Source organism: Citrobacter sp. CK194 (assembly GCF_030333395.1).
Lineage (GTDB): Bacteria > Pseudomonadota > Gammaproteobacteria > Enterobacterales > Enterobacteriaceae > Citrobacter_B > Citrobacter_B koseri.
This window is the reverse complement of sequence record NZ_JAOWGA010000018.1, coordinates 17,181-30,959: the sequence shown is the minus strand read 5'-3', so window position 1 is coordinate 30,959 and position 13,779 is coordinate 17,181. Positions and strand designations below refer to the sequence as shown.

Sequence of the window (13,779 nt, the reverse complement as noted above, 5' to 3'; positions counted from 1 at the left end):
TTTTTAATGGGGACCTTAAACGCCCGGCTCCTTATGCAGCCGACGGCATGCGGAACCATCTTCACGGAACAGATGGCAACGCTCTGGCGGCAGACCGATAGCGAATGTGGCACCCTCTTCTACCAACACCACGTCGTTCTGGCGGTAAACCAGGTTTTGACGAATGGCGGGGATCTGGATATGAATTTGTGTTTCGTGACCAAGTTGTTCGACGACCTGAACCTCGCCTTCCAGGGTGACATCGGCGATGTCGCTGGGCAGCAGATGCTCTGGACGAATACCTAAAGACATATTTGCCCCGACCTGAACGCCGTTGCTTTCTACCGGCAGCCAGACGTTCTGGCGGTTCGGCAGCTCAACCTGCACCTGCTCGATAGCGGTCGCGGTGACTTTCACCGGCAGGAAGTTCATTTTCGGGGAACCGATAAAACCTGCGACGAAGCGATCCGCCGGATAGTGGTACAGCTCCAGCGGCTTACCGACCTGCGCCACGCGGCCGGCATCCAGCACCACGATTTTGTCGGCCAGCGTCATCGCTTCGACCTGATCGTGGGTGACGTAAATCATCGTGCGGCCCAGACGCTTATGCAGGCGGGAGATTTCGATACGCATCTGCACGCGCAGGGCGGCATCAAGGTTAGACAGCGGCTCATCAAGCAGGAACACGCGCGGTTCCGCCACCAGCGTGCGGCCTATCGCCACGCGCTGGCGCTGGCCGCCGGAGAGCGCTTTCGGCTTGCGCTCCAGCAGGTGCGCCAGTTGCAGCACTTCCGCCACCTGATTCACACGCTGATTCATCACCTCTTTTTTGGCCCCCGCCAGCTTCAAACCAAAAGACATGTTTTCTGCCACGGACAGGTGGGGATAGAGCGCATAGGACTGGAAAACCATCCCCACGCCGCGTTCGGCGGGCGGGATGTCGTTCATACGGGCTTCCCCAATGAACAGATCTCCGCTGGTGATGGTTTCAAGTCCGGCGATCATACGCAGCAAGGTCGATTTCCCGCAGCCTGACGGTCCGACAAACACCACGAATTCCCCTTCGTGAATGTCGAGATTGATATCTTTCGATACCACCACGTCACCCCAGGCTTTCGTTACATTTCGCAGCTGTACGCTCGCCATGCCCTTCTCCCTTCGTTACAACCTGTCATCGACAGCAACATTCATGATGGCCTGACTATGCGTGATCCCTTGATTGCGTAAATCCTCCACCCCCCGGCTTTTTTATGGGGGAGGAGGCGGGAGGATGAGGGAGCAGCGTCTGAGACCCGGGCCGCGCCCCGCCGAGGAATTTCGTGATGTCACCTGCAAAAATCGCGGTGTTTTTATGTGCGCCAACACGCATTACTCACATTTATGCAACACAGATCACATAAAGAAGGGGTGGGGCGTAGGGGTAAGGAGGATGGAAAGAGGTTGCCGTATAAAGAAACTAGATACCGTTAAGCCACCTCTGTGTATCCACGAGCACATCACCAAAAAGGATGGGAGATATGAAAATCAAAACTGGCGCACGCATCCTCGCATTGTCCGCACTGACGACGATGATGTTTTCCGCCTCGGCTCTCGCCAAGATTGAAGAAGGTAAGCTGGTTATCTGGATTAACGGCGACAAAGGCTACAACGGCCTCGCTGAAGTGGGCAAAAAATTCGAACAAGACACCGGCATTAAAGTCACCGTTGAGCACCCGGACAAGCTGGAAGAGAAATTCCCTCAGGTTGCGGCCACCGGTGACGGCCCGGACATCATCTTCTGGGCGCATGACCGTTTTGGCGGCTACGCACAGTCTGGCCTGCTGGCTGAGATCACCCCGGACCAGGCGTTCCAGGACAAGCTCTATCCGTTCACCTGGGATGCGGTGCGTTACAATGGCAAGCTGATCGCCTACCCGATCGCCGTTGAAGCGCTGTCCCTGATTTACAACAAAGACCTCGTTCCGAACCCGCCGAAAACCTGGGAAGAGATCCCGGCGTTGGATAAAGAGCTGAAAGCGAAAGGTAAGAGCGCGCTGATGTTCAACCTGCAAGAACCGTACTTCACCTGGCCGCTGATTGCTGCCGATGGCGGTTACGCGTTCAAGTTTGAGAACGGTAAGTATGACGTGAAAGATGTCGGCGTAGACAGCGCAGGGGCGAAAGCCGGTCTGGGCTTCCTGGTCGATATGATCAAAAACAAACACATGAACGCCGATACCGATTACTCCATCGCGGAAGCCGCCTTTAACAAAGGCGAAACGGCGATGACCATCAACGGTCCGTGGGCGTGGTCAAACATCGACAAGAGCAAAATCAATTACGGCGTGACACTGCTGCCGACATTCAAAGGCAAACCGTCTAAACCGTTCGTTGGCGTGCTGAGCGCGGGCATTAACGCCGCCAGCCCGAACAAAGAGCTGGCGAAAGAGTTCCTCGAAAACTACCTGCTGACCGATCAGGGTCTGGACGTCGTGAACAAGGACAAACCGCTGGGCGCGGTTGCGCTGAAATCCTTCCAGGATCAGTTAGCGAAAGATCCGCGTATCGCCGCCACGATGGATAACGCCCAGAAAGGCGAAATCATGCCGAACATTCCGCAGATGTCAGCCTTCTGGTATGCGGTTCGTACGGCAGTTATCAACGCTGCCAGCGGTCGTCAGACTGTCGACGCCGCGCTGAAAGACGCGCAGGGCCGTATCACCAAGTAATGTTCAGGTCGTGTGCCGGATGGCGGCATCAATGCCTTCTCCGGCCTACAGAACAGGTAGGCCGGAGAAGCGCAGCGCCATCAGGCACGCTGACCTACAGGATTTCAAAGTTGTAGAGGAAGATCCCCATGGATGTCATTAAAAAGAAACATTGGTGGCAAAGCGACTCGCTGAAGTGGTCAGCGATTGGTCTGCTGGGTCTGCTGGTGGGTTACCTTGTAGTTTTAATGTACGCACAAGGGGAGTACCTGTTTGCCATCATGACGCTGATTTTAAGCTCTGCTGGCCTGTATATTTTCGCGAATCGTAAAACCTATGCCTGGCGCTATGTTTATCCGGGCATGGCCGGTATGGGGCTGTTTGTCCTGTTCCCGCTGGTCTGCACTATCGCCATCGCCTTTACCAACTACAGCAGCACCAACCAGCTCACCTTTGAACGCGCCCAGCAGGTGCTGATGGATCGTTCTTATCAGGCGGGCAAAACCTATAACTTTGGCCTGTATCCGGCGGGTGACGAGTGGCAACTGGCCCTCACCGACGGCGAAACCGGCAAGAATTATCTCTCCGACGCCTTTAAATTCGGCGGCGAACAAAAACTGCAACTGAAAGAGGCTGACGCGCTGCCGGCCGGTGAACGCGCCAACCTGCGCATCATCACCCAAAATCGTCAGGCGCTGAACCAGCTTACCGCCGTTTTGCCCGATGAAAGCAAGGTCATCATGAGCTCGCTGCGCCAGTTTTCCGGCACCCAGCCGCTCTATACCCTCGCCAGCGACGGCACGCTGACAAATAACCAGAGCGGCGTGGCGTATCGGCCAAACAACGATATTGGCTACTATCAGGCCATCAACGCGGACGGCAACTGGGGCGACGAAAAACTGAGCCCAGGCTACACCGTGACCATCGGCTGGGACAATTTCTCCCGCGTCTTTACTGACGAGGGCATCCAGAAACCGTTCTTCGCGATCTTCGTCTGGACCGTGGTGTTCTCCGTTCTCACCGTGCTGCTGACCGTGGCGGTTGGGATGGTGCTGGCCTGCCTCGTACAGTGGGAAGCGCTGAAAGGTAAAGCGATTTACCGCGTGCTGCTGATTCTGCCGTATGCGGTGCCGTCGTTCATCTCGATTCTGATCTTCAAAGGTTTGTTCAACCAGAGCTTTGGTGAGATCAACATGATGCTGAGCGCGCTGTTTGGCCTCAAACCGGCCTGGTTCAGCGACCCGAACACCGCCCGCACGATGGTCATTATCGTCAACACCTGGCTGGGCTATCCGTACATGATGATCCTCTGCATGGGCCTGCTGAAAGCGATTCCAGACGATCTGTACGAAGCGTCGGCAATGGACGGCGCGGGGCCGTTCCAGAACTTCTTTAAGATTACATTCCCGCTGCTGATTAAGCCGCTGACGCCGCTGATGATCGCCAGCTTTGCCTTTAACTTTAACAACTTCGTACTGATTCAGCTTCTGACCAACGGCGGCCCGGACCGCCTCGGCACCACTACGCCAGCCGGTTATACCGACCTGCTCGTGAGCTACACTTACCGCATCGCCTTTGAAGGCGGCGGGGGCCAGGACTTCGGTCTGGCGGCCGCGATCGCCACGCTGATCTTCCTGCTGGTCGGCGCGCTGGCCATCGTGAACCTGAAAGCCACGCGTATGAAGTTTGATTAAGGGAGATAACAACAATGGCAATGGTTCAACCCAAATCTCAAAAGCTGCGTCTCTTCATCACGCACTTAGGGCTGCTGATTTTTATCGCGGCAATCATGTTCCCGCTGCTGATGGTCGTCGCCATTTCGCTGCGTGAAGGCAACTTCGCAACCGGGAGCCTGATCCCGGAACGCATCTCCTGGGAGCACTGGCGGCTGGCATTGGGCTTCAGCGTGGAACACGCTGATGGCCGTGTCACGCCGCCCCCCTTCCCGGTTCTGTTATGGCTGTGGAACTCGATCAAAGTCGCGGCGATCACCGCCATTGGCATCGTGGCGCTCTCTACGACCTGTGCTTACGCGTTTGCCCGTATGCGCTTTCCCGGCAAAGCGACGTTGCTCAAAGGGATGCTGATTTTCCAGATGTTCCCGGCGGTGCTGTCACTGGTGGCGTTGTACGCGTTGTTCGACCGTCTCGGCCAGTACATTCCGTTTATCGGTCTGAATACCCACGGCGGGGTGATTTTCGCTTACCTGGGCGGGATTGCGCTGCACGTCTGGACGATTAAAGGCTATTTCGAAACCATCGACGGTTCGCTGGAAGAAGCGGCGGCGCTGGATGGCGCGACGCCGTGGCAGGCTTTCCGTCTGGTGCTGCTGCCGCTCTCGGTGCCGATTCTGGCGGTGGTCTTTATTCTGTCGTTCATTGCCGCCATCACTGAAGTTCCTGTCGCCTCGCTGTTACTGCGTGATGTAAACAGCTATACCCTGGCGGTAGGTATGCAGCAGTACCTCAACCCGCAAAACTATCTGTGGGGCGATTTTGCCGCCGCTGCCGTGTTGTCCGCCATCCCGATCACGCTGGTGTTCTTGCTGGCCCAGCGTTGGCTGGTCAACGGCCTGACGGCAGGCGGTGTGAAAGGCTAAGTTTCATTGATGTACCTGCCCGGAAACGGGCAATGCCACTGCAACCCTCAACTTATATTATCCCAACTTGTGACTGTTCTTCGGCGCTCCTCGGAGCGCCTTTTTTTATTCCCGTTTTAACCGTTTCGAATTACATAACCACAGGGTGATCACCAATAACAGGATCGCCGCAGAGTAGATCAGCACATCCATCGGCGATTTATGATCGACGATGATCAGGCGCACAATCGCGGTGATCCCGATATAGACAAAGTAGCGCAGCGGGAAATGAAAACCTGACTGGAAGTACTTCACAATCAACGCAATAAACTCAAAGTAGAGAAAGTAGACCACCAACCCTTCCACCAGCTCGTATTTGCTGGTTTGCTCCGGCGCGAACAGCACATCCGCCAGATGTAAGGTCTCTTTACCGAGGAAAACGACCAGGATCAGGCCCAGACTTAACAGCCCAAGATTCAGCACGGTCTGTAGGATCGTGGAGATAAACTCCACGCGTGGACGAGATAGTGACGTCATAGCAGCACCCTCTTTCTCAGTAGCAAGGTTCCTGTATAACGCAAAAATGTGACGGAGATCTATATTTTTTGTTTATGTTTTGTGCAGCAAAGGTCAGCGGAGAATTATCTCTGTCATGGCATGTTTCAAAGAGAAGGGAAAAGCGACGGCACAGTGATCGGCGCGGGAAGCGTGGTAAATTGCCGGATGGCGGCGTAAACGCCTTATCCGGCCTACAATGAATGCGGTTTGTAGGCCGGATAAGCGTAGCGCCATCCGGCTGGCAACGGCTCGATCAGCGGAAATTCACGTTGCGGTCGCTGGTCATATCGTACAGACCAAACTTCCGGCCAAGCTGCTGACCGCCGTCACGCGTCAGCGGCGTCCAGCCAATCGCTGCGCGGCTGCGGGTTGGGCTGGACGAGAAGAGATCCAACGGTACCGACACGTACACGCCTTTGGTGAAATCCCCTTCCCCGTACTCGTCCGGCGACACATCGGTGATCGTGGCATAGCCGCCAACCACCACGCCGCTGTCAAAGCGTTTCGCGATTTCCAGCGTACCGCCCTTGTCGCCAGCCAGATATTGACCGACGCTCGCTTTCACCAGCACATCCTGCGCGAACGACGGCGTCCAGTAGGCGGTCAAGTGGCCGGTTTTCACGCTGTAATCGGTGAATTTCATCATATCCTGCGCGCTACGCCAGTCACGCTGTTTCACGTAGTTAGCGTCAAGACCAAACGCCCAGTTGCTGTCGACCGGGCGATACAGCACCTCCGCCCCTGCGCCGCCGTACATGGTCTCCAGATAACCGCCGTAAACCTGGCCGTAGAAACCGTTGCCGAGGTACTGGAAGTAGTTGGCTTGCAGGTTATTCACATAGATATCGTTCTGCACATATTCACGCACATGGGTACGCACACGCGGAAGATGCGAATCGTTCGGTGGATTGGTGTAGTTAAATTTGTCGTAATTGTTGGCGATATTGGCAAACAAACTGCCGGTGGTAAGCAGATGATCCGTTACCCACAGATCCGCCGTCCCCATCACGCCAAGCTGGTACATATAGAAATTTTCCGGGCCGCCGACAGACTGGTTCAACACCGGATCGATATGGAAATCAAAGCGCGATTTATCGATATACCAACCCTGCTCGGTTGTTTCCGGCACGATCGGCTCCACACGTTTTTGCGCCAGTGGGGTCTCGTGTCCTAATGGCTCGCCTTCCAGATGGCGTTTCAGGCTGGCGACATCGGTTTCCGTAGTGACCTGCGGCATATTGAGACGGTTTTCCGTCACGCGGATCGTGCGAACCCCTTCTGGCAGATCGTTCATGACGATCCGATTCGCGCGTTCGATCCCTTCCCGCGAGTCACGGTATTTCACCTGCTCGCCGGTGACGTACAGCGTATCGCCTTTCACCTGAATTTTAGGGTCCGCCAGTCCGGCGTTGTATTTCAGCAGCGTCAACTGGTTAGCGACGACCGAGTGTTGCAGGATGGCGTCCTGCGGCTCAGGCTGATATTTCGGTCGCGCGTTATCGTTATACGATGGGCGCAAATCGTTGAAGTTTGTCCGCAGCGTCACGCCAAACATGAAGGTGTTGCCGCGTTCATAGCTGAGGTTAACGTCGGCCCAATCGGTGACGCGGTAAATGGCGCCGACGTTAAACTTGCTCTTCTGCTCCAGCTTACCCGCGAAATCCTGCTGATAATTGTTGCCTTCATACTCCAGTTTCAGGCGCAGCGGCTGCCAGGGCGTTTGATACTCCACCCCGCCAAACAGCGACGCTGGCCCGTGGAACATATCACTGCCGTTGACGGAACCGGCCTGTTTATAACTGTTATCGCGGTGACAGAATTTATCGCTGTATGAGCAAAACGGATTGCTCACGTTGCCGCTGGTGCCCAGATAACCCCAGCCAAGACCGAGCGAGAAATCAAACGGCCCCCAGGCTTTGTTCGCCACAATGTATTCCGCATCGAACAGCCCCGTCCCGCCGATATCCCTTGCGCCGACCGCCACCTGCGGCATCCAGTAGCTCTCTTCCCATAACCGCAGTTTCAGGTCGAAGGCTTTGTCTTTGTAGGTCTGGTTGCCGGAAAACGACTCCACGCTGCTGTATTGTCTGGTACGCACGTCGGTATAGCGCAGCGTGGTTTCCAGCCACGGGAACAACTGTATCGACGCGGAGTAGTAGCGATACTGATCGTTATCACGATAGTTCAGGCTCATCTCCCCTTCCCGCGCCATTCGCGCCGTTGGCGTTTGCAGCAGCCCCACGCCGCCGAAGTCAGATTGTGACGGCCCAATGGGGGCCGGATATGTTTCGGCATGGCAGGCTGCGCTGATGCCCAGCGCCAGTAAGCTGAGCAGATGTGTTTTTTTCATTATTCGGGTATCCGCTGCGTCAGAGTACGAAGAATGTCGGCGTTAAGCGCATCCGGCGTGTTGCTCCATAGAGAATCCGTAAGACCGACAAAAATGATGCTGCCTGGCATCGGCTCAACGTGACGCTTATTCCAGTAAGCGACCGGCGCTTTCTGCGTGCGTCCGTCGGGATAGACAACCCACGCATAGCTGCGATCCGCCCCGCTGAGCAGGCTTTGCTCATCAAGGTAGCTGGCTACGTCCCGCCCCGGGCTGAAGGGCCGTTTACCCGGCTGGCTAACCAATCCAAACAGCGTAATATCTGTCGGCTGCCCGCCAACCCACAGCGTGTAATGGCCCTGCAACGGCGGATTGCCCCGTTCGCTGACGCGCACGGTATCCGGGTCAAGGTTAACGAGCTGTCTGCCAGTCACTTTCAATGTCTGCACCTGCTGGCGCAGCGTATTGATTGCGGCGGCGTCATCTCCGCTTTTCTCTGCGCCAAACGCAGCCAGGCGGCTCAATAATTCCTGCTGCTGGCGCTGCGCCGTGGCGGTAGCCCGCTCTTCGCTGATAACCGCGCCAGGCCACCAGCTGTTCGCCAGTCTCGGCTGCCCGACCAGATCGATCAGATGTTCCGCGCCGGTGAGCGTCTTCGGTTCAGTGCTGCCTGCGGCAAACACCTTCACGGTGCCTGCGGCAAAAGATGAGGAAGCGCACAAACTCAGGGCCAGCGCTGCAATGGTCTGTTTCATCATTGTTTTGCCGCCTTAATGAGCGTGGTTTTCACCGGGAAGTAGTCCGCCCCCAGATACTGTTCCGACTGGCGGATTTGCCCTTCGCTATCGATCCAGTAGCGGTTATGCCAGCGCGCCTGGTCGGTTGTAACCTCTTCATCCAGTACGCGAACGGCGGTTACATCGCTACCGACCTTAATGCTGTCAGTGCCATCCCATTTGAAGACCGAGCGGGCGGTGGCGTAACGCACCTGTTTATGTTCCGTCCAGCCCATCGTGCGCGTCCACGTTGCGCCATCTACGATTTGTGCCGGTCTGGCCAATGGGTCAGCCGCCAGATTATTCACACCGATCAGATTGTCGCCGCCGAGCAGGGTTTTAATCAGGCGACCATGCTGGGTCACGATGGTGGCCTGATCCTGCGTCACCCATTTCTGCTGCCCGTTCTCTGCGAAAGCGAGCACCACAAACAGCTGCGGCCCGCCATTGAGCTGCATGTACTGGCTGGCATAAGGCATGTTTTGAATGTCATCGTCCGTCAGTTGTACGCCCGGCGTACCGAACAGACTGTCCCACAGCGAATTACCCAGACCTTTAGTGGTGGCTGAGCAAGCCTGTAACAGCAGGCAAATGATGATAATTCCAGGTCGCTTCACGACTCTTCTCCGCATTATTGCCGGGAGGCCCCGGCCAGGAAGTCCCACAGGCTCAGGCAAGCTAAAATAACCACACCGAAGTGTGGTTATGATTAAACGTACCGGTGTTACTGGGTACTGGTGGTTGTGGTGGTAGTGGTTCCGGTATTAGAACCATCGCCACCGCCGGTCGCCGCCAGAGCGACGCCCACCGCCGAGCTTACGGTGCTGACGCTGGTCGCGGAGGAACTTCCCGCTGATACCGACGTCGCCGCCGACCCTGCTGCTTCACCCACCTGAACGGGGGCGGCCCAGACAGAAGTCGCCGCAAGCGCAGATATGGCAAAAATGCCATACAGAGCTTTTTTCATCACAATATCCCTTCATTGAATGAATGGAGATTTACCCGAAAAACGATTCAGGCGGGATCGAGTATACACAACTAAAGCATGTGGATTGCGACAGGTCTAAATAGCGAGGCGGTTTTAGGATAATTAAACTTTTGGCTGGAATGGCATTTATATGCTAATTAAATATGTTTTAAAAACATCATATTAAAATAAAACAATGCAATATTTATTATCCGTATACTCTGAAAATAACACCGAGTAACTTACGGGTCATTCATTATTTTAGGATTAAGCTCAATATAAATTTTTGCGGAATAGCACAGACAACCGGAATTATCTTATAAAAAAAGCCGATAATAATATCGGCTTTAATTGCAGATATATCACTTTTCTGCCGGATGGCGGCGGAACGCCTTATCCGGCCTACAGGACGCACCATTTGTAGGCCCGGTAAGCGTAGCGCCACCGGGCGTTACGCCATCAGGCACGCCATGCTTTATAACGGTTAATCAGACCGTTAGTTGAACTGTCATGGCTGGAAATCGCTTTATCATCACCCAGTTCCGGCAGGATACGGTTAGCCAGCTGTTTGCCCAGCTCAACGCCCCACTGGTCGAAGGTGAAGATGTTCAGGATCGCGCCCTGAGTGAAGATTTTGTGCTCATACAGCGCAATCAACGCCCCCAGGCTAAACGGCGTGATTTCACGCAGCAGGATGGAGTTCGTCGGGCGGTTGCCTTCGAACACTTTGAACGGCACCACATGCTCAAGCTGAGACGGATCTTTCCCCTGATCGCGATATTCCTGCTCAACCACCTCGCGGGATTTGCCGAACGCCAGCGCTTCGGTCTGAGCGAAGAAGTTAGACAGCAGTTTCTGATGGTGATCGGACAACGGGTTATGGGTTATCGCCGGGGCGATAAAGTCGCAAGGCACCATCTTCGTCCCCTGGTGAATCAGCTGGTAGAACGCGTGCTGGCCGTTGGTGCCCGGTTCACCCCAGATGATTGGGCCAGTCTGGTAGTCTACGGCATTGCCGTTACGGTCAACATACTTGCCGTTGGACTCCATATTGCCCTGCTGGAAGTAGGCCGCAAAACGGTGCATATACTGGTCGTACGGCAGAATCGCTTCGGTTTCTGCGCCAAAGAAATTGTTGTACCAGATACCGATCAGCGCCAGCAGCACCGGCAGGTTTTTCTCAGCCGGTGTTGTGGAGAAGTGTTTATCCATCGCATGCGCGCCGGACAGCAGTTCAACGAAGTTGTCAAAGCCGACGGACAGGATGATAGACAAGCCAATCGCCGACCACAGAGAGTAACGACCGCCGACCCAGTCCCAGAACTCGAACATGTTGGCGGTGTCGATACCAAACTCACCCACCGCTTTTGCATTAGTGGAAAGCGCCGCAAAGTGTTTCGCGACGTGTTTTTCATCATTTGCGGTGCTCAGGAACCAGTCGCGCGCGCTGTGGGCGTTGGTCATGGTTTCCTGCGTTGTGAAGGTTTTAGACGCCACCAGGAACAGGGTGGTTTCCGGGTTTACTTTCTTCAGCACTTCGGCGATGTGGGTGCCATCGACGTTAGACACAAAGTGCATATTCAGATGGTTTTTGTACGGGCGCAGCGCTTCAGTCACCATGAACGGCCCCAGGTCGGAACCACCGATACCGATGTTGACCACGTCAGTGATCGCTTTACCGGTGTAACCTTTCCATTGACCTGAAATAATCGCTTCAGAGAAGGCTTTCATCTTCTCCAGCACCGCATTCACTTCCGGCATCACATCTTTGCCGTCAACGATAATCGGGGTATTGCTACGGTTACGCAGCGCAACGTGCAGCACGGCACGGTCTTCGGTACGGTTGATTTTTTCGCCAGAGAACATGGACTTAATCGCACCGGCCAGATCGGTCTCTTTCGCCAGATCCTGCAATTTCGCCAGCGTCTCTTCGGTGATGCGGTTTTTAGAGAAATCCACCAGCATCAAATCGTCAAACGTCGCGGAAAATCGGGTAAAACGGTCGCTATCTTTCGCGAAAAGATCCGCGATAGTAACGTCCTTCATGTCGTCGTAGTGTTTTTGTAGTGCCTGCCAGGCAGAAGTCTGCGTCGGATTGATGTTTTTCATTAGCAATACTCTTCTGATTTGAGAATTGTGACTGAGATCGATTGTAACGCCAGTCACAAAAAAGTGTGATTGTTTTAGTGCCGTTAGCCCGAACGCGAATCAAACGCGGATAAAAAGCAGCGAAAAGTATATACCCTAAATAATTCGAGTTGCAGGAAGGCGGCAAGGGAAGAAATCCCCAGGAGCATAGATAACTATGTGACTGGGGTTTCTGAGTGCAGCCAACACATCTGCAACTTGAAGTATGACGGGTATAGTCGTTATAAGCACTGTTACTGAGGGCCAGGACAGCATAAAAAATCCGCATAATCCCGGCGTTGACAGTCCCAGCCACACATTTTATTTATAAATACGGTATTTGCGCCTGCACCGGTTTCTGTTCTGCCCTTGTGCCATGGTCGCTTTTTTCATTCCCTGACACGAGGTTGATATGACAACTGCTGTTTCCCCGCTCGTCGTCGCCAAATTTGGCGGAACCAGCGTCGCCGATTTTGACGCCATGAACCGCAGCGCCGACGTGGTGCTTTCCGATGCTAACGCACGCTTAGTGGTGCTTTCCGCCTCTGCGGGCGTCACCAATCTGCTGGTAGCGCTGGCAGAAGGGCTGGAACCGCCAGAGCGCTTCGAAAAACTCGACGCCATCCGTAAAATTCAGTTCGATATTCTGGAGCGTCTGCGTTACCCGAACGTTATCCGCGAAGAGATCGAGCGTCTGCTGGAAAACATTACCACGCTTGCCGAAGCGGCTTCACTGGCGACGTCAATGGCCCTGACCGACGAGCTGGTGAGTCACGGCGAGCTGATGTCCACCCTGCTGTTTGTGGAGATCCTGCGCGAGCGCAATATTCAGGCGCAGTGGTTTGACGTGCGTAAGGTGATGCGCACCAGCGATCGTTTTGGCCGCGCGGAACCGGATATCGCAGCGCTGTCGGAGCTGGCCACGCTACAGCTTGCCCCACGCCTGGCAGAGGGTCTGGTCATCACCCAGGGCTTTATCGGCAGCGAAAGCAAAGGCCGCACAACGACGCTGGGACGCGGCGGCAGCGACTACACGGCGGCGCTGCTTGCAGAAGCGCTGCACGCGGCGCGCGTCGATATCTGGACGGATGTACCGGGTATCTACACCACCGACCCGCGCGTGGTGCCTGCCGCGCAGCGTATCGATGAAATCGCCTTTGAAGAAGCGGCGGAAATGGCGACCTTTGGCGCGAAGGTGCTGCATCCTGCAACGCTGCTGCCCGCCGTACGCAGCGATATCCCGGTTTTCGTCGGCTCCAGTAAAGATCCAAAAGCGGGCGGGACGCTGGTATGCAATAAAACCCAAAACCCACCGCTCTTCCGCGCGCTGGCGCTACGTCGCAAACAGACGCTGTTAACGCTGCACAGCCTGAATATGCTGCATTCGCGTGGTTTCCTGGCGGAAGTGTTCGGCATTCTGGCGCGGCACAATATCTCCGTAGATTTAATCACCACCTCGGAAGTGAGCGTGGCGCTGACGCTGGATACCACCGGTTCCACTTCAACGGGCGACACGCTGCTGACGCAGTCTTTGCTGATGGAGCTTTCCGCGCTATGCCGGGTAGAAGTGGAAGAAAATCTCGCGCTGGTCGCGCTGATTGGCAACGATCTGTCTAAAGCCTGCGGCGTCGGTAAAGAAGTGTTCGGCGTACTGGAACCGTTCAACATCCGCATGATTTGCTATGGCGCATCCAGCCATAACCTCTGTTTCCTGGTGCCTGGCGCCGAAGCGGAGCAGGTCGTGCAGAAGCTTCATCATAATTTGTTTGAATAAAATT

Annotated in this window: 11 protein-coding genes and 1 pseudogene; 4 read left to right on the top strand and 8 right to left on the bottom strand. The window is 55.1% G+C overall.

The genetic code is table 11. The features are described from left to right. Positions 1-15 precede the first annotated feature (15 nt). Positions 16-1,125, bottom strand: coding sequence for a maltose/maltodextrin ABC transporter ATP-binding protein MalK (gene malK / locus OGX80_RS11905; RefSeq protein WP_012134650.1), 1,110 nt, complete (start codon positions 1,123-1,125; stop codon positions 16-18). Positions 1,126-1,496: 371 nt separating this feature from the next. Here malK and malE point away from each other — a divergent pair, with 371 nt between their 5' ends. The 3 genes from malE to malG all read left to right on the top strand — a co-directional run bounded on the left by malE (position 1,497) and on the right by malG (position 5,265). Then, the gene (malE, locus tag OGX80_RS11900) at positions 1,497-2,687 is read left to right on the top strand and encodes a maltose/maltodextrin ABC transporter substrate-binding protein MalE (protein WP_049012001.1); all 1,191 of its coding nucleotides are present in this window, start codon (positions 1,497-1,499) and stop codon (positions 2,685-2,687) included. Between the two features lie 128 nt (positions 2,688-2,815). After that, positions 2,816-4,360 carry a maltose ABC transporter permease MalF gene (malF, locus tag OGX80_RS11895; RefSeq protein ID WP_115182233.1) on the top strand — a complete coding sequence of 515 codons (1,545 nt, stop codon included), beginning with the start codon at positions 2,816-2,818 and terminating at the stop codon, positions 4,358-4,360. Between the two features lie 14 nt (positions 4,361-4,374). Beyond that, positions 4,375-5,265: a maltose ABC transporter permease MalG gene (gene malG, locus OGX80_RS11890; protein WP_012134654.1), complete on the top strand. Its 891-nt coding sequence runs from the start codon at positions 4,375-4,377 to the stop codon at positions 5,263-5,265. A gap of 105 nt (positions 5,266-5,370) precedes the next feature. Here malG and psiE read toward each other — a convergent pair whose 3' ends face one another. The 7 genes and pseudogenes from psiE to pgi form a co-directional block, all read right to left on the bottom strand. After that, the gene (gene psiE, locus OGX80_RS11885; protein ID WP_012907714.1) at positions 5,371-5,781 is read right to left on the bottom strand and encodes a phosphate-starvation-inducible protein PsiE; all 411 of its coding nucleotides are present in this window, start codon (positions 5,779-5,781) and stop codon (positions 5,371-5,373) included. 16 nt (positions 5,782-5,797) lie between these two features. Then, a pseudogene (locus OGX80_RS22415) lies at positions 5,798-6,040 on the bottom strand (hypothetical protein); the annotation flags it as partial. Between the two features lie 15 nt (positions 6,041-6,055). Further along, on the bottom strand, positions 6,056-8,152 hold the full coding sequence (locus OGX80_RS11880) for a YjbH domain-containing protein (protein ID WP_071257660.1): 2,097 nt from the start codon (positions 8,150-8,152) through the stop codon (positions 6,056-6,058). Next, on the bottom strand, positions 8,152-8,889 hold the full coding sequence (locus OGX80_RS11875; RefSeq protein ID WP_115182234.1) for a capsule biosynthesis GfcC family protein: 738 nt from the start codon (positions 8,887-8,889) through the stop codon (positions 8,152-8,154). Before OGX80_RS11875 ends, OGX80_RS11880 begins: the two co-directional genes overlap by 1 nt. Further along, positions 8,886-9,524: a YjbF family lipoprotein gene (locus OGX80_RS11870; RefSeq protein ID WP_049012005.1), complete on the bottom strand. Its 639-nt coding sequence runs from the start codon at positions 9,522-9,524 to the stop codon at positions 8,886-8,888. The genes OGX80_RS11875 and OGX80_RS11870 overlap by 4 nt, the downstream gene beginning before the upstream one ends. Positions 9,525-9,631: 107 nt before the next feature. Next, positions 9,632-9,874, bottom strand: a complete 243-nt coding sequence (gene yjbE / locus OGX80_RS11865; RefSeq protein WP_012134661.1) for an exopolysaccharide production protein YjbE — start codon at positions 9,872-9,874, stop codon at positions 9,632-9,634. Positions 9,875-10,333: 459 nt separating this feature from the next. Further along, positions 10,334-11,983 carry a glucose-6-phosphate isomerase gene (gene pgi, locus OGX80_RS11860; RefSeq protein WP_012134663.1) on the bottom strand — a complete coding sequence of 550 codons (1,650 nt, stop codon included), beginning with the start codon at positions 11,981-11,983 and terminating at the stop codon, positions 10,334-10,336. Between the two features lie 430 nt (positions 11,984-12,413). Here pgi and lysC point away from each other — a divergent pair, with 430 nt between their 5' ends. Next, on the top strand, positions 12,414-13,775 hold the full coding sequence (gene lysC / locus OGX80_RS11855; RefSeq protein ID WP_047459700.1) for a lysine-sensitive aspartokinase 3: 1,362 nt from the start codon (positions 12,414-12,416) through the stop codon (positions 13,773-13,775). The last annotated feature ends 4 nt before the right edge of the window (positions 13,776-13,779 follow it).